The following is a 17,650-nucleotide window of genomic DNA, read 5'->3' as shown; positions in this document are numbered from 1 at the left end:
AAGTAAAAACTAAATAACAAAGAGACTGAATTAGGTTCATCCTAGTCCAGTCTCTCTCCATAAAACTCTTGTTTCTCAACTTACATAGCCGGAATTTTATTATAGACTAAGTGGCTCACACTAGCAGGATTCCTTCTAATTTCATTCTCAAAGTTAACAATCTCACGCAATCCATCACTTAATGAATAAGTGGGGTTCCACCACAATAGACTTCGGGCCTTGCTATTGTCCAGGACACTGTGTTCAATGTCTCCTTTCTGATGCGGCAGAAATTGTATCGTCACACTTGCATCACATAATTGCTTCAGTGTCTCGATAACTTCCAATAATGAAACTGCCTTACCACTGCTTATATTCATAATCTGCTGCGAACCTCCTCGTAGTGCAGCAATATTGGCTTCTGCAATATCCTTAACATATATAAAATCACGTGTCTGTTGACCGTCTCCATAAACTTCGAGTGGTATTCCTCCCAAGATTCGTTCCACAAATGCCGTTACAACCCCATCTTCTCCTGTACGAGTGTCACGGATTCCATAAACATTCGCATACCGAAGAATGGTATAATCTAATCCAAAATGATGTGAATAAGATTGAATATACATCTCCGACACTCGCTTCGATAACCCGTAGAAGGATAGTGGCTCTGTCTCATGGTTCTCTTCAATAGGGATTTGTTTTGGATTACCATAGGTCGCCGCTGAAGAAGAGAACACGAACTTCTTCACACCATAACGTACGCACTGCTTCAGTACATTGATCGTCCCCATAACATTACAATCTGCGTCTTCCACTGGATCTACCAAGGAATACCGAACGCTAACCTGAGCTGCTAGATGAATGACATAATCTGGTCGCTCTTCAGCAAAAATAGATTCAAGTTTCTCGATATCACAAGTGATATCCACCTTGTAGTAGGTAACCAACTTTTCTACTTCTAGGCTCTGTGATCTGTTCCTCTCAGTGCAGTCGACAACGACCACCCGATCGCCTTGACCTATAAGCTGATTAACCGTGCAGCGGCCAATAAATCCCGCTCCCCCCGTAACAAGCACTTTCATATCGCACTTCTCTCCCATTCTAACTAAGTCATTTTCCATTTAATACTGTATGACCTCGGGAGGTGAATTATTCTTATTCTGTTATTACAATCAATACATTGACAATAATCTGTAATTTTTCTTGTATAGTTCTAGTATCAATAGAAGTAACTCATCCTATTGTTCAAGGAGATTAACAAACTAATGATCAATACAAGTACAAGGAAAAGCCGCGTACGATCCGGGTTACTACTATTACTGACATGCATTGTCCTCTGCCTCATCATAGTGGATTGTCGAACTATCATCACGCGAATCTGGAACCCTTCACCCCTAACACTGAACATAAAAGATGCTGGCGCCAAAGGTGATGGTGTAACTGATGATACCGCTATCTTCTTAGAAGCCCTGCAAGAAGCAGCCAGTCATCGGAATGGAGGTCTTGTGATCATTCCTCCTGGGATATATCGCATAGACCCTAAAGAGGCATTGCCACTAAGCAACAATGTTCATATTCAGGGGATGGGACAACCTATTCTACGTTTCGATGCTCAAACCTCAGAGCATTATGGATATGAAGCGTTCATGGTATCTGGCAGCAATATTACCATAGATAGTATTACTATCGATGGTAATAAGCGCCTGATTCGAGGAGTCGGCATTCATACTGGTTCCACTGACGTAAAAATTGTAAATACCTATATCCAAAATATGAGCCAACCCGACGATCCACAGAACCCCCTCTATTCCGCCGTTGTCTCAGGTATTATGATATATGGTCACACCGAACGAATTACCATTGAACGATCCCATATTACAAACATATCTGCTGTAAATAGAGAGCCTGTGGCCCGTGGTATTATGGTCTGGAGCGAACCTGGACAACCTATTGCTAGACAAATTCAGATTATTGGAAATACTATTTCACATATAACACCACGAGAAGATGCTGATGGGATATTTTTTGATAAATCACCTTCGAACTCAGGTCTCTCTGATTCCCTAATTGACCATAACTTATTTCAATATACAGCCAAAAGAGGTATTAAAATCGCAATGCCAGGAGTCACTGTTAGCAATAATCATATAATCAACTCATATTCCGGAAATAATCATTACTTATTCCCGGTGACTGATCCCCTTCCACAGGACATGTATTCAGCTATCTCCATCTATGCAGACCATGTTACTGTATCGGGGAATACCATTAATGGGATCGGTAGTTATTACAGTGCAATTGAAGCCGACCTAGGGCCTTTAAAACATATTGTCATTACTGACAATTCTATCTCGGGAGATCCAAATGCAATGGTGCCTGATACAAGTGGAATCCGGCTTGGTAAAGTGACTGATTTCCTCATCACAGGAAACCGGATCAAATATGTAGATACGGGAATTCTTTTTCAGGATGAAAATGATATATCGTCTATTCCCGAAAGCTCCGTTGCAAATAATATACTTAGTGATGTGGGAGTTGGTATCCGCCTTCCGAGGGAATCCGAATCCCACCCAAAGATTCGTTAAACTGAAGAGCAACAACTGAACCCGAATCTCTGTTGATCCCCTTGGATTGCTCGCGTTGCAGGACAACGCGGATTGTTTGAAACAATATCTTCAGGTCCAGTAGAAATGAATACCGCTTAATATACATGAGATCGTAACGAAGTTTATCGCAAGGGATTGTTGAGTAGTTGGCCATCACTTGGGCATAACCCGTTAAGCCTGGTTTGACCATCAGGCGATAGGTGTAATGAGGGAGCTCTTCTTTAAACTGTTCTACGAAATATCCCCGCTCAGGTCTTGGACCTACCATACTCATATCTCCTAATAAGACATTGAACAATTGTGGTAGTTCATCAATCCGGGTCGCTCGGATAAATTGTCCCAACCTTGTTATCCGGGCATCCTGCTCACCTGCCAATACAGGTCCTGTACCTGCTTCAGCATTATCAACCATACTCCGAAATTTAAATAAATGAAAAGGCTTCTCATGTAGACCTACCCGTTCCTGCACATAAAGCGATTTACCCTTTGAAGTCATTGGAATAACTATAAACATAAAGATCATTATAGGTGAAGTTATCACTAACAGGAGCGAAGCCATCACTAAGTCTGACAACCGTTTAAGACACCGTTCCAGTAAATTAAGCTGTGGCGGCATGATGGAATAGACCAGCAAATCGTCAATTTGTTGCGGCTCGGCGTCTCTTAAATACAATTCGTAGAATTCTGGTATAAGCACAACTTCCATATTTCTAGCACCTGCCAATCGAATCAACTCCGATTTCACCCAAGGCGAAATTCCTTGTCCCAATAAAAGCACCTTCAGATCACGATCTTCCCACATATTTGCCGGTGGCAGGTTGCCTGGTTCATTCCACAGTGTAACTATCTTCCCAATTCGAAACCAAGGAGTCCCTTTATAGAAAATCCGTTGCAAGATATCGGCATCGGCATTGCGATCATTAAGGATAACTAGTGCTTTTTTAGTACTACAAACTTTACTCTGTATATAGAACAAGACAAGGCGTAAGCTAAATGACAAGAAAAGCTGGCTTATGATAGCAATCAAGAGGATTCTTCGTGGTAAGATGAACGACTTCATCCAGTAATTTAGTACAATGAGTCCAGTTGCAACAAACAGTTGTGCAATAATCAAATTAAACAGAAATTGCGAAGGCTTCCTACGACCTGCAAAATCATACAAATTGAAGCAGTAATATGTCAGTATCGTAAAAAGACCAAGCCATGGAGCGTAAACAAAGAAAGAATCCCATTTCATAAAAGGGACACTGAGGGAATATCTCAATTCATATGCCAAAACATAACTTACATAGATTAATAAACAATCCAAAGTTAATAAAATAACCTTCATCCCACTTTTACGAAACAGCTTAATCATGATTTCACCTCTAATGTTTCGTTATTGTCACCCTATCTTGATCCAACTGGTATTCGCGGTCGCACTCCTTACATTTCGCATGCCCCCCACGAAAAGCCAAGTTTACCCCACACTTACAAATCCATCCCACCTGTCTAGCTGGTGCCCCTGCATACAATGAATATGGGGGAATGTCACGTTTAATTACCGTACCTGGCGCTACAAAAGCCCATTCTCCAATCGTCACTCCGCAAACAATCGTAGCATTTGCCCCAATAGAAACTCCACGTCCGACGACTGTTTTCTGATAATTGATGCTCTTATCGCGCTGGAAGGCTGAACGAGGATTAGAATCATTGGTAAAAACCATGCTAGAACCGCAAAAAACGTCGTCATGCAAAATAACTCCTTCATACACGGATACATTATTCTGAATTTTGACTCCATTTCCGATGGATACATGATTGCCAATGTACACATTTTGTCCTAGACTACATTCGTTTCCGATAATCGCTGATGATGAAACATGTGTAAAATGCCATATTTTAGTACCTTCACCAACCTGAGCTCCATGATCAACAATGGCGGATGAATGAATATATACATTCATAGTTACACGGCCTCCTCGCCACTAAAGTTAGTACTGTCTCGATATCCAGAGTCCGATCTTCTATTTGAATATCTGTTATAACTTGTTATATTCGGTTGTCAGTTGTTTTAGTAATCAATCATAAAAAGACTTTACCCCGTAAATTTAGCCGGGATAAAGTCTTGTTGTTAAAAATATATTTCTTCAACCTACTTGTTCTTAATTAAGAATGACATTAATGTTAGTAGTTTTGGAGGTCATAATTTTGTAAGTGGTACCTGTGATATTATTTCCAGAAACGATAATATTCTTCTGATAATATCCCTGAATATATGTGGTCAGATCAATACCCACGCCTCTGTTCAAAGTAATCATATTATCCTTAATTTGCCCTTGATCCGCATTTTGCCAAGTCCAAATTCCTTTATCTCCATACATAATTGTATTAGAGATCACTTTGAAGTTGCTGATACTCCCCATTCGGATTGCTGTCATTCCTATGAGGTTACTCTTAACACCCATAGCAATATTATTGCTCTGTATAACAATATTGTTGACCTGAACTGCGGCACTAATTTCGATAGCCCCATAAAAACTACCTACACCAAAAATTTTATTACTCACCACGGTATTATTGCTACCATAGATACTGATAGCTGAATACATATCGGGGGCTAGACTACCTTTGTTCGTCCCCATATAGTAATTGTTGTTCAAGTAAGGATTTTCAATGGAATTACCTATAATGTCGACCCCTTGTGCATATACTTTGATCGCTCGCTTCGCGCAGTAACTAAATCGATTACCTGTGATGATGCTTCCAACATTCTCGCCCTTATTGTTGTCTAGTCCAGGGTCCTCATAGTGGATGCCGTCACCATCATCAGCAGGACCAATATGATGAATATAACAATTCATGATCGTAACCTTTTTGGCAGCCTTTTCCGTACTCCCCCAGGTTATGGTCAAATAGATCCCTCTGGCTATTAGGCTGCCGGCCGTCAAATTACGGGAGATAACATTCGATACTTCGGTGTTGGAAATAGTGATAGTATTCGAATTTCCGTAGACGATGATACCACATACAACTCCTACGTAATACGGGCTATTGCGATCCGTGCTATGAGTAGCGTTTGCAACAAAAGCTTCTTTAACTGTAACCTGTGAACTGCCACCGCCAATGGCCAATACACGATTCACCCGATTGTTTCCGTCTAATGAAACACCACTAATACTAATATTTTTACCGGATACTCTTACCATTTCCCAGCCGAATCCAGTGTTTGCCGCTCTAATAATGGAACTTGCACCATCGCCAGTAATAGTTGTATTACTACTAACTATTAACGTCTTTGTCGGATTGACCATATACACACCTTTTGGAAAATACAGAGTCTCACCACTCTGCGCTACCTGATTCAACGCCTTTTGGATAGCTGCCGTATCATCTGATACTCCATTCCCCTTCGCTCCAAGCTTCGTAACATTGATCATGGTCCTTCCCTCCAGTGACAAGAATAGTAAGTTATTCTATAACCATCCTATTTTAGTTAAAATTCTATCGTTAGTTTAATTTAATATGAAAATAGGATTTGAGAGAAGGGGTATATTCCTCATTTAGCTTGCCTCATCTTTTGCGGATAAAAAAAGGTAGAAGGAGAATCATCTCCTTCTACCTATCTTTGTCTTGTAGACAACACTATATAATATTCATCAGTTCGGGAATAATCATCCATTCAATCCCGTTTCCTCTATCTTGCAATTGCTCTACGGTTGCCCGAAGCTTATCGCCTTGATGACAAGTGATAATCAAATAATCCGTATTGGTGATTCCCGCTTCAATCTCTTGCTCCAGCAAGCGAATCATAGAAACAGATCGATCCAATACGATTCTTGCCATGACATCCAGTAAATGATCTAACTGGTCTATGACGGCTTGTGGTTCCTTGCGAATAGGAATTTTTGGTCCATCAATCAGTCGTGCATTACACAGAAAACCTGTCTCCATCCCATGCCGCAAAGCATAGGCAGCAATGGCAGCCGCATAAGAAATTCCGAGCTCAATGCGCTCAGGGTCTGTCACGGTTCTCCACATCGAATCACTAACCTCTAAATTTACACAGATCATCAGTCTGTGGTCTGCACTATAATCTCTCTTATGTACCTGCATAGTCCCCGTACGAGCCGTTGCTTGCCAATTAATTGATCCTAAGCGATCACCGGGACGATATTCTGTAACACCTGATGTAAGAAAAGGATCCTCTACGATCCATCTGCGCACTGGGATTTGTCCAATCCAACTGTGGTTCGGGAGTGGCAACTCATCCAAATGAATGACTTTGGGATACACTAATAGCTCTAATCCTAGGGGAAATTGCTTAACGTTATTTCCCAAACCTAGAGGGTCACCGGTAGTCATCGTAACCGATTCCAAACGATATAACCCCCTACGAGCACATGTAATTACATGTCGTCTGGTGACTTGACGATAAGGTCGTAGATAGAACAAACTGATATGATTTTGATAGATATCTCCTGTATGAATATCCAGATTGCTCTGAGAACCAAATATCAGTCCACTTGCCATACTTGATTCCAATCGCAACCAGGGCAGCGGCAACAGCTTTTCATTCGTGATCACTTCGATCATCTCGATGCTCTCACCCTCGAACACTGCCTCCTTCGAGAAATATCGTGAGTATTTAACACCCTTCAGCGCCCATGAGCTATAAACTACGGATAGAATTAATAAAATACCGCCGACGCTGATTATAAACCAAGTCAATTGCATATCTTAATCCACCTACTTGCCCTTTATAATCGAAAGAGGCTCTGCCGGTACTTCAATTTCATTCAGAACTTGCCGAACAATATCTTTGCTTTGTTTGTCCTCAGTTCTTATGCTATGACGGAGCAGTAACCGATGGGCAAGCACGGGTTCAGCTATCGTCTTGATATCGTCTGGAATCACATAATCCCGCCCTTGCACCAGTGCATACCCTTGAGATGCACACATCAGCGCAACGGCCGCGCGTGGACTTGCCCCCAGTCTAACCTCCGGATGTCGTCTGGTGGCTTCGACAATCCGTATAATATAGGACAGCAGCTCTTCTCCGATGTTAATCCCTGCAGTAAACTTCTGGGCTGCAGCAACCTCTTCTCCAGATGTCATCGGGCTCAGACTGGCGAGGGGATTACTCTCGCGGAAACGAAGCAAAATGTTCATTCCTTCTTCATAAGTGGGATAACCCATTGAAATTCGGATCAAGAATCGATCCAATTGCGCCTCCGGTAGCGGGAATGTCCCCTGACTATCAATAGGATTCTGGGTTGCCATAACAAAGAACGGAGAAGCCAGAACATGAGTAACACCATCGATGGTCACCTGGCGTTCCTCCATACATTCGAGCAGACTTGATTGCGTCCTTGGCGTCGCTCGATTGATCTCATCGGCGAGCAATACTTGAGTAAACACGGGACCCGGTCGAAATTGAAACTCGCCTGTCTTCTGATTGAAGTAATGAATTCCGCTTAGATCCGAAGGAAGTAAATCAGGTGTAAATTGAATCCGCTTGAATTCGCCATCAATCGAGCGAGCAAGCGATTTCGCTAGCATCGTCTTCCCTGTACCAGGCACGTCCTCAAGTAGAACATGTCCATTACCGAATAAAGCAGCCAATAATAAATCGATAACCTCTTGTTTACCGACGATCACTTTACCAATATTCTCACGGATTCGTAAAACCACATCCGCTGCTTCCCTCAGTTCCATTCAGGCACCGCCTTCTATAAAAGTATGCTAAGCCAAAATATCAGTCTCTCATCTATTCATCATAGCAAAAAGATCGGGATGTTTATAGCAAATCAAGCACAACCTATAGAAATCAAAGGCGCCCTTCCTATAAAGAAGGACGCCTTAAATGAATTAATGAGCCGTAGTTGCTATTCCTGAAACCAAGCCATCTATCTCGTTAAGTAATGACTCCGTACACTTGAACAATGCTTCAGCATCTACAGCTCCTAAGTAAATATCCCGAAGCTGATCGCGAGTCTGCTTAGCCTGAGTCAAATAAGCAGTCGATTCCTTCATGGACGATGTGTATCGTGCCTTTACATCCGCAACCTCGAGCGCATATTTCTCATCAGTGCCTTCCGTTATGGCAAGTTCATATACATCAAGAATACTATCGCCTTCCCGCACCGGATAGTGCTCATGCGGAGCTGTGCTGTCGAAGATGGCTAAGCTTAGCTCAGGGAAAATCAACATATCTAGACTGTGTGGATCGAATCCGCAGTGGTAAATCTCCGTATCGATGCCTCTATCCAAGGCAGAATTAGCGATCTTTTTAAATAATGTTGATTTGCCCGAGCCAGGCCGACCTTTAACAAAAATACGTGTCTGTAATTTATCCGTCAGGTTGGGTACAAAATCAACTGCACCACGAGAGGTTGCCGCTCCTAGGAAACGGTGGGTTGCTACACTCACTTTCCCTTCCAATTGGGGGATTAAATACTCATCTCCCCACTCCTGTGCGAGCTGATCCATAACTCCGCGGTCCAAATTATCGATGTAGAATTTCTCCCACTCATCATGAATGCGCAGTGTTCTCAGAAATGTCTCATAGGCTTTGACATGGAGGTTACTTATCTCACTTTCTAGTATCGCGATAGTCTCGGAGTTCTCTGCAATTTTTTGCGCATCAAACGTTCCGCGAATATCGAAATAACGGATTTCCGTTCCCTCAAGAATAAAATCGTCTGACCAGGCATCGCTGTCTACCAGTCCGATCCTTGCATCCTCTAGAATGATTCCCTCCAGTAGATCACTTTCCAAGGGCTGGTGAATAAGCTCTAGATTCCAACCACGCGCAGTCCACGCCGAAGCGATTCCTCCAATCAGCGCTGCCGTTCCTCCAGGATATCCCTGCACAACATATATCGTGTTCAGACCCTGATATACTGACTTCACCAAACTATGCAACCCATCCGCAGTATTTCCCCGTGCAAAATAATGTTTGACCTGTTCCGTCATTTCCGTCAAACTCCCTTCCTTGTTCCGAAAGTAATGAATACCTTACACCCTATGCAAGAGATTGCCACTGTGTGTTAGCCTATATGGTGGAAAAGAAAGTATATGTTATCGAGCATGATTTAAATATGAAGATGACTGAAACTGGTATAACCTTGAATTACCCCTGCAGGAACCGATGTAAATCAACTACCGAAGACATCGCGTATTGTATTTCAATGGGATTTCCGTCCTGAAGTATGACCAAACAAGGTACACTGGATATTTTCCATGAATCGCGTAAGAATGGAGCGTAATTGATATTTATTTTGGATACCGGAATGATTGTTCCTGTCTCCAATACGATATTCAGCATCTTTTCCGTGAGCTTACAGGTGCCACAAAAGGGAGTAAAGAAGAATAATGCCTCTTTGTCACCACTAGGTTTCTCCTGTTGAGGACGATTAATCCATTCACTTTCTGTTATCTCAGGAATTGTAATGTCATTCACCCTCCTTCTATTGTCCCCCTCTATCCCGATAACTTTTGGGTGATACTCCAGTAATTTTCTTGAAGACTCGGGAGAAATAAAATGTATCCTTGTAACCTAGTAGTTCCCCAATCTCCTTTACGGTCATTTCCGTGTTGAGCAAAATATTTCGTGCTTCTGCGGCCTTAAGACGGTGAATAAATTCATTTAGTGGATACCCACTGTATTCATGAATAATTCTTCGTAATGTAGATAGGGATATATGATGCTTATTAGCCATCTCTTCAGGTTCAAGAGGTAAGTAAAGCGATTTCGATATATCCTCGATCACCTTAAGCACAAACGTTTTTGGCGCCCCCTCCTCCTTACCGTCAGATCCGGCAACCAGTTCATACAAGAATGATTCCAACATCATAGAAGCACGATCCAAATTGCTTGGTACCCCACTTTCTATGAACATGAACATCATTTCCATCTTGTGAAATAGGGCGCCGTCAACCGTTGCCTTATGGGTCAGAGCCGGGGAAGATAGCCAGTTCTCCAGCCATTCGTTTACTCTCTCTCCTTGAACTGTGAAATAATATTCATCCCAATATCCATTGTCGTCCGGACCATAATTGAACACAGCTCCAGGGAATAGACAGAACCAGGTACCTGCCTCAACTCTTTGTCGCATCCCATCATTTACCTGATAATATCCCGTACCTTCCGTAATCACCACAAAAGCCCAGTCATTAAAAATAGCGTCCACCCGTTGCAGTGTTCTTCCAGGCAAATGACCGCCATTAATTACAATAAGAGACTTAACCTTCAGCTTGCTTGAATCTACAATGGAATTAAAAGTGCGAAGTGGACGGGAACTAATCATATAGTCCATATACTTTGTCATCCTACACATTCTCCCTTTAATGTAACTGTGCTAAATTAATGTTACTTGAATAAATAAAACATATCCATGAAAAATGATTGTTCTATTGTAGCAAATCTACATGGATAACGAAAGGATGTAAACGTAAACATGAGCCAACTAAGAATAGGTCTTATCGGTAACGGATCCATTTCTGAATCACACTTGTCAGCGTATCAATCCAATCCAAAGGTAGAATTAATTGCAATTTGTGATCTAAACGAAGAAAGAGCAACGGCAGGTGCTAAAAAATACAACATTCCTCATGTATATACTGACTATCGTGATCTGTTGGCAAATCCGGAAGTGGACGCGATCAGCATCTGTACTTGGAATAACTCACATGCCGAGATCAGTATCGCAGCTCTTGAAGCCGGTAAAAATGTGCTGTGTGAGAAGCCGCTCTGTAAGACAGTAGATGAAGCATTACAAGTTGAGGCTGCAGTTCGCCGCACTGGAAAGTTGCTCCAAGTGGGTTATGTCCGTCGTCATGCATCTAATATTTCCGTATTGAAAAAATTTATAGACTCCGGTGATCTAGGTGAAATCTATTTTGCCAAAGCAAGTCTAGTACGTAGACTCGGAAACCCTGGTGGATGGTTTGCTGACAAGGAACGTTCCGGAGGGGGACCACTCATTGATATCGGCGTTCATGTCATTGACCTTTGCTGGTATTTGATGGGCAAACCAAAAGTGAAGTCCGTAAGCGGTAATACTTACAATAAACTTGGTAATCGTTCAAATGTTGAGAACTACGATTTCTATAAAGCGTCCGATTTTGATGCATCATTCAACACCGTCGAAGATATGGCCAATGCCTTGATTCGTTTTGAGAACGGAGCCTCACTAATGGTTGATGTCAGCTTCTCACTTCACGCTAAACAGGACTCGGCATCCATCAATATTTTTGGTGATAAAGGTGGAGCTGAAATCGAACCAACGCTATCCATTGCTACTGAACAACATAATACGATCATCAATATTGAGCCGCAAATTACGACTCCAGGTTTCGACTTCCAAGGAGCTTTTCAAAATGAGATCAATCGTTTTGTTGACAGCAGCCTAGGACTCATCGATAACAATTGTCCTGTCGAAGACGGTGTTGAGATGATCAAAATACTAAATGCCATTTATGAATCTGCCGCTACAGGCCGTGAAATTCAATTTTAAAGATACAATTTGGATCAAAGGAGGCTAATTAAATGAAACTGCAAAATAAAATCGGTGTTATTGTCGACAGCTTTGGCATAGGTGTAATGGAAGGTCTAAAGAAAGCCAAAGAAGTAGGAGCCGAAGGGGTGCAAATCTACGCCGTATCTGGCGAGATGGATCCAGCGGTGTTGACCAAGGACAAACGCAAGGAACTTCGGAGCTATATTGATGGACTTGGATTAGAAATATCCGCCCTATGCGGCGATTTGGCTGGCCACGGTTTCCAAGATAGTGAAGCAAATCCTGACAAAGTCGAGAAATCCAAGCGCATTCTTGATTTAGCACTTGATCTCGGCACTTCCATCGTGACAACCCATATCGGTATTGTTCCTGAAGATTCAAATAGCCGAATTTATGACTCCATGCAACGGGCAGTCGAAGAATTAGGCGTATATGCCAACAGTATGAATGCTTATTTCGCCATAGAGACTGGTCCGGAACCTGCCGCTCATCTTAAAGCATTCCTCGACACGATGACTACTAAAGGCGTCTCCGTTAACTTCGACCCTGCCAACATGGTTATGGTAACTGGCGATGACCCTGTTCAAGGAGTCAAGACACTACGGGATTACATCGTCCACACGCATGTTAAAGATGGCAAACGTATGCGTCTTGTCGATCCTAGAGATGTATATGGTTATCTTGGTTACGGCGGAATGTCTCATGAGAAGATTGCTGAAATGGCTGCAACCGGTGCAGCATTTGAAGAAGTGCCACTAGGTGAAGGTACAGTAGATTTTCCTGCTTATTTCGCCGCTCTTCAAGAAATCGGATATAACGGATACTTAACAATTGAACGCGAAGTCGGTTCTTCTCCAGAAGAAGATATCCGTAAAGCCGTACAATTCATCCAAGGTTATCGGAAATAGACATAAGAACGGAGGAATAAGACATCATGAAATTAGGAGTAAGCTCTTATAGTTTGTATCAGGCTATGGAAGCCGGTAGCATGAGCATTCTTGATGCGATACAGTGGGTGGCAGATAATGGCGGAGAACATATTGAGATCGTTCCACTACTCGGATTCGATTTCGAAGGTAATCCTGAGTTAGAAGATCAAATCCGCGAGAAAGCTGCGGCTGTGGGAATCGATATTTCCAATTATGCGATTGGAGCCAACTTCATTACGGACACAGAAGAAGCATATGAAGCAGAAATTGCTCGCGTTATTAGCGAAGTGGATCGTGCTAACCGCCTTGGCGTAAAATTGATGCGTCATGACGTCGCTTCTCGCCAAGATACATCTATCGTGAATTTCAATGCGGACTTGGACCGTATCGCCCTGGCTTGTCAGCGAATCGCTGACCATGCCAAGCAATATGGAATTATCACAAGCGTAGAGAATCATGGTTATTATGTTCAAGCCAGCGATCGCGTACAGGCTCTAATTCACGCTGTAAATCGTCCAAACTTCAAGACGACGCTTGATGTCGGCAACTTCGTATGTGTGGATGAAGATCCTGTATCTGCTGTGAAGAAGAACATTCAGTTCGCTTCGATGGTGCATATCAAAGATTTCTATATTCGTCCTGCACACCGAAATCCAGGAGATGGCTGGTTCCCAAGTGCTAGTGGAAACTTCCTCCGTGGTGCGATCAGCGGACAAGGAGATCTTGATCTATGGGAAATCCTCCGCATTGTGAAGCAATCCGGCTATGATGGATATATTTCCATTGAGTATGAAGGTATGGAAGAATGTACAAAAGGAACAAAAATTGCGCTTGATAACGTGAATCGCATTTGGAATGAGGTTTAATCTCGAATTAAAGGGGCTAACTAAGATCATAACCGATCTTAAGTTAACCCCTTTTTTCTAGTCATGATCCACAAGGCCGTGCCGTTACCGTTTCTCACTCAAAAACATTCTTCTCTCAAGCATGAGAACCGCCCGACAAATTTAGGCCAATGACCCCGGCGATGATAAGCATTAAGCAGACGGCCTTCATCCATGTGAGCTGTTCTTTAAAGAGTAATATGCCGATTAATACGATCAATACGGTACCCATCCCCGACCATATCGCATAAGCGGTGCCTACATTTAATCTTTTTAGTGAAATGCCTAGTGAACTGAAACTTAGGATATAGAAAATAGCCATACCAATAGAAGGCCATAGTTTCGTATAACCCTCCGATAACTTCATACATGTTGTGCCTACTACTTCAAATACGATAGCTAACGCTAGCCACAAATATGCCATTCCCACCACTACCTTCTTTATTCTATTTATAATCACTCTTATCCTTACAGATGCCTTCAAGCAGAATATTCACGACTTGTGTGATACCTTCTTTAAAAGTCATTTCTCCATTCTGGGATACCTGATATTCAATCAGCCGATACATGGAACCAATATACATTTGCACAAACAGGTCAAAGCTGAATTCCTTCAAGACCCCCTGCTCTACACCTTCATCCACCATTGATCGAATACCGCTCCAGCCTTCCCTCATATATTCATCAGCACATTTCCACGCCTCTGGATACCCACTACGGAGCTCATCTAGCAAACGTACATCTTTCATCGCAATGCCACCAGGCAAAATGATCAGCGCTTGCTTCAATTTTTCGAGGGTAGTTAAGGAAATGTCCTCCCTAATAGCAGCTTCAGCAGCCCGCATCTCCTCAATAGATTGCTTGACTAGCGCCAAGACTAGCGATTCCTTGGAATCAAATTGCTGATATAGCGTCTTCGAACTGATTCCCAACTTTGAAGTGATATCTCGAATCGAAAACTTCAACCCGCGATAACCAACCTCGGTGGCAACAGCCTGAAGTATACGTTCTCTCATAATTAAAATTCGACCCCTTCATTCTATCCGTAATTGTACCTATCCTTCTGGTAGTGTAACCACTCAATTCAAACTAATAAACCTCGAAATAAAGAAGAATGGATTCTTCAGCAGAAATAAAATATGGAAAACAAAACAATTTATTTGTTTTCCATCGTATCAGATTCATCATGAAGTGTCAAAATTCAAGTCTTCTTCCAATCAGATAAAAAGAAGGCTGCCCCTTCCTACAGGACAACCTTCTTGAGATAAATTTTTAAGTCAGTGCGTTCGCAGTTACAATAGACTGATAAGTTGCATTGACATTAAGCGGTGCCGTTGGCACACCGTTCTGGTCAAAAATCAAACGTTCTGCATCCAATTCTTCTAACGTAGAAACGCGACCTTCCACGTAATCCAAAATTCGATCTCCAGCGGATTGGATCCGGGCCTTTAATCCACCATAGCGGATATCAAGCACTTCCCAGCCAAAGGCTTTATAGGTGAGCATCCATATTTTGCGATGAGCCAATCTAAGCTCTTCCACTAAAGAGATCAATTGGGGTAACTCATTGCTGACGATCGAATTCAATTGCATGGTTTGTTTAGCGTCATAATATCGTTTGATCCTTACGCCCAGCGTTGATTTCATCGATAATACCGCAGCCAATTTCTCATAGCTTGCGAATAACTCATGGAATGGAGCTGGCATGGTCTCTTTGCATGCACGCCATTTCTTCTCCATGTCAGCATAATATCCCGGTAACATAGCCTCGGTATCTGGCTCAATGTGCCCATCAAGCAAGCCTATCATCAAATCCTGCCATAGTAAGAATTTAGAAGTGTTAGCCATCCAGTGGTTACCTTCATCCACACCTGGAACTTCATCCATATATTTGAGCGAGACCAGCGGTTCAAATAAATCCAAGCCAGTACAAGCCTTCAGACGTTTGGCTAGATGCTCGTCATCTACTTCATCTCCATACCCGTGTTCTGCAAACAACTGCAGTCCAGCTAAAATAACAAGATGATTCGTTTCATTTCCATTGTCACCCCAAGCAGTCGAAAAGACTTCTTTCAGTCCTTTGTTCTTAGCGGCTCTAAGCGCCGGATGACTTATAGTCCATGTCTTACCGTAATTTGGAACGATAGAATTCCACATATGAATTCCACCTGCAAAGATCGGCAGTGAGCCGAATTTTAGGTGCATATCATATATTTTCTCGTAACTTGCTTCATCACCTTTGCCATAGTCCCAATATACGAACTGAACACCTTCAGGAATTTTGTCCATGTTCTCGTCCGAAAAATCAGCATTAGGGTTATATAAATGTCCCTGATAATCGTTGGCGAGCAGATTGAAATACATGTCGCTCCAGATCATCGGATGCAACTCATATTTATTGGTGATTTCTAGCACCTTGCTTACGTGTTCATTCATAATTTCGAAGCGGTCTCGGAAACCGTGCTCGCGTAAATATCGTCCCAATCCAACCTGGAAAGCCTCATCCATACCTATATGAATCCGTTTCGAACGAAATGTCTTTGCCGCTGTACCTATCATTTGCTCAATAAATTCATAAGTTTTTGGCTCCCCGGGGAGCAGGATATCGTTATGATCCTTAATCTGACTGGCATAATCCCACTTCAGTGCATGAGGTAAGTGGCCCAGCGTTTGTATGCAAGGAATCATCTCAATACCGAACATATCAGCATAATCATCACAATCACGTAATTCCTCTACGGTGTAGCGACCACGCATGTAACCAAAGTAGGGCAATTCTTCAATTTCATAAGTATCTTCGGTATATATCATCAGACCGTTTAGGCCCATGACCGCCATATAGCGGATAAATTGCTTAATTGTATCCACTTTCATAACACCATTGCGGGATACATCCAACATCGTACCATTAAAATCAAATCTTGGAGTTTCTGTTACCTCAAATGAATCGCCTTCTTTGGCGTGCTCCACAAATAATCCGAGCGCACGGTAGAAATGAATCTTATTCTGATATTGGATACGTCCCTGACCTTCGTGTAGTGACACCTGAAGAGGACCTTCTTCTTGAATAACTTCAACGCTGATTCCTTCAGGATGAAGCTGAAAACCTAGCATATCAGCTAACTGAGCTACGCCTTGCGATATCTCTTGGGTCACGCCGTTCAAATGTATCTTCACTTTCTCTACCTCCTCTAGTCTAATTGTCCTTTTTACTATGAATAAAAGGAGGCCCCCTTTGTCATCGCAAAATAATGACTTAAAAGCCCCCTTTTAGTTACTTAATATAGACGAAGACCTGTCGTCACAATCTCACATGGACCAACCATCATAGACAAACCACTTACGGCATTCTTAGTTAGAGGCGGCATCGTCTCTTCCAAGATCGTTGTTTTGTAGAAGTGTTCACAAGGAATATCTGTACTTAAAGTAAGCTCTGTTTGTTCTTTGCTCATGTTGTACCAACGTAGCATGAGATCTCCACTCTCTCCGTTCATCTTCATGGAAGAGAAGGCAAGCTCAGCACTTTCCCATTTAAATGGCGTATATGCTGGAGAAATTGGTCCCTCATGAACGTCACTTTGGCATACAGTCCAAGGGACCTGGAACTGATATGCTTCAGCATAAGCGCCAGAAGTCATACCGTCTCCAGTGTGTGGAATGAGCTCCATATGGACAGTGTGTTCACCAAGGCATTGTGCTTCTGGTGTAGGGAACAATCCCCAATCGCCTAGTTCTCCCACACTGCGTAG

Annotated in this window: 17 protein-coding genes; 4 read left to right on the top strand and 13 right to left on the bottom strand. The window is 42.5% G+C overall.

Annotation, left to right across the window (positions count from 1 at the left end; genetic code table 11):
* Positions 1-80: 80 nt before the first annotated feature.
* Positions 81-1,061, bottom strand: coding sequence for an NAD-dependent epimerase/dehydratase family protein (locus tag IEW05_RS22520; RefSeq protein WP_188542120.1), 981 nt, complete (start codon positions 1,059-1,061; stop codon positions 81-83).
* A 267-nt stretch (positions 1,062-1,328) separates the two neighbouring features.
* Here IEW05_RS22520 and IEW05_RS22515 point away from each other — a divergent pair, with 267 nt between their 5' ends.
* The gene (locus IEW05_RS22515) at positions 1,329-2,564 is read left to right on the top strand and encodes a glycosyl hydrolase family 28-related protein (protein ID WP_194434156.1); all 1,236 of its coding nucleotides are present in this window, start codon (positions 1,329-1,331) and stop codon (positions 2,562-2,564) included.
* Here IEW05_RS22515 and IEW05_RS22510 read toward each other — a convergent pair.
* The 8 genes from IEW05_RS22510 to IEW05_RS22475 all read right to left on the bottom strand — a co-directional run bounded on the left by IEW05_RS22510 (position 2,500) and on the right by IEW05_RS22475 (position 10,897).
* Entirely contained in the window at positions 2,500-3,942 is a 1,443-nt protein-coding gene (locus IEW05_RS22510) for a sugar transferase (protein ID WP_188542118.1), read from the bottom strand. The two genes, IEW05_RS22515 and IEW05_RS22510, sit on opposite strands and share 65 nt — an antisense overlap.
* A 10-nt stretch (positions 3,943-3,952) precedes the next feature.
* Positions 3,953-4,531, bottom strand: coding sequence for an acyltransferase (locus tag IEW05_RS22505; protein ID WP_188542117.1), 579 nt, complete (start codon positions 4,529-4,531; stop codon positions 3,953-3,955).
* Between the two features lie 198 nt (positions 4,532-4,729).
* A complete protein-coding gene (locus IEW05_RS22500) occupies positions 4,730-6,004 on the bottom strand; it encodes a glycosyl hydrolase family 28-related protein (protein WP_188542116.1) in 1,275 nt (424 codons plus the stop codon).
* Positions 6,005-6,209: 205 nt separating this feature from the next.
* A complete protein-coding gene (locus tag IEW05_RS22495; RefSeq protein ID WP_188542115.1) occupies positions 6,210-7,301 on the bottom strand; it encodes a DUF58 domain-containing protein in 1,092 nt (363 codons plus the stop codon).
* Positions 7,302-7,313: 12 nt separating this feature from the next.
* A complete protein-coding gene (locus tag IEW05_RS22490) occupies positions 7,314-8,282 on the bottom strand; it encodes an AAA family ATPase (protein WP_188542114.1) in 969 nt (322 codons plus the stop codon).
* Between the two features lie 153 nt (positions 8,283-8,435).
* The gene (locus IEW05_RS22485; protein WP_188542113.1) at positions 8,436-9,542 is read right to left on the bottom strand and encodes a hypothetical protein; all 1,107 of its coding nucleotides are present in this window, start codon (positions 9,540-9,542) and stop codon (positions 8,436-8,438) included.
* 157 nt (positions 9,543-9,699) lie between these two features.
* The gene (locus IEW05_RS22480) at positions 9,700-10,029 is read right to left on the bottom strand and encodes a thioredoxin family protein (RefSeq protein WP_229753680.1); all 330 of its coding nucleotides are present in this window, start codon (positions 10,027-10,029) and stop codon (positions 9,700-9,702) included.
* Between the two features lie 7 nt (positions 10,030-10,036).
* Positions 10,037-10,897: an AraC family transcriptional regulator gene (locus IEW05_RS22475; RefSeq protein ID WP_188542112.1), complete on the bottom strand. Its 861-nt coding sequence runs from the start codon at positions 10,895-10,897 to the stop codon at positions 10,037-10,039.
* Positions 10,898-11,026: 129 nt separating this feature from the next.
* On the opposite strand from IEW05_RS22475, the gene IEW05_RS22470 reads away from it, so the two are divergent.
* Genes IEW05_RS22470 through IEW05_RS22460 form a run of 3 tightly spaced genes read left to right on the top strand, consistent with a single transcriptional unit; the run spans position 11,027 to position 13,883 of the window.
* Positions 11,027-12,085 carry a Gfo/Idh/MocA family protein gene (locus IEW05_RS22470; protein WP_188542111.1) on the top strand — a complete coding sequence of 353 codons (1,059 nt, stop codon included), beginning with the start codon at positions 11,027-11,029 and terminating at the stop codon, positions 12,083-12,085.
* A 32-nt stretch (positions 12,086-12,117) separates the two neighbouring features.
* On the top strand, positions 12,118-12,996 hold the full coding sequence (locus IEW05_RS22465) for a sugar phosphate isomerase/epimerase family protein (RefSeq protein ID WP_188542110.1): 879 nt from the start codon (positions 12,118-12,120) through the stop codon (positions 12,994-12,996).
* 26 nt (positions 12,997-13,022) lie between these two features.
* A complete protein-coding gene (locus IEW05_RS22460) occupies positions 13,023-13,883 on the top strand; it encodes a sugar phosphate isomerase/epimerase family protein (protein WP_188542109.1) in 861 nt (286 codons plus the stop codon).
* 115 nt (positions 13,884-13,998) lie between these two features.
* Here IEW05_RS22460 and IEW05_RS22455 read toward each other — a convergent pair whose 3' ends face one another.
* The 4 genes from IEW05_RS22455 to IEW05_RS22440 form a co-directional block, all read right to left on the bottom strand.
* On the bottom strand, positions 13,999-14,325 hold the full coding sequence (locus IEW05_RS22455; RefSeq protein WP_188542108.1) for a DMT family transporter: 327 nt from the start codon (positions 14,323-14,325) through the stop codon (positions 13,999-14,001).
* 22 nt (positions 14,326-14,347) lie between these two features.
* Positions 14,348-14,917: a TetR/AcrR family transcriptional regulator gene (locus IEW05_RS22450; RefSeq protein ID WP_188542107.1), complete on the bottom strand. Its 570-nt coding sequence runs from the start codon at positions 14,915-14,917 to the stop codon at positions 14,348-14,350.
* Between the two features lie 256 nt (positions 14,918-15,173).
* Positions 15,174-17,078, bottom strand: a complete 1,905-nt coding sequence (locus tag IEW05_RS22445; RefSeq protein WP_188542106.1) for a beta-N-acetylhexosaminidase — start codon at positions 17,076-17,078, stop codon at positions 15,174-15,176.
* Between the two features lie 101 nt (positions 17,079-17,179).
* On the bottom strand, positions 17,180-17,650 hold a 471-nt coding region (locus IEW05_RS22440), incomplete at its 5' end, for a glycosyl hydrolase-related protein (protein ID WP_229753678.1).

Origin of the sequence: Paenibacillus segetis, assembly GCF_014639155.1 — a bacterium.
Lineage (GTDB): Bacteria > Bacillota > Bacilli > Paenibacillales > Paenibacillaceae > Fontibacillus > Fontibacillus segetis.
This window is presented reverse-complemented; position numbering and strand designations above follow the sequence as displayed.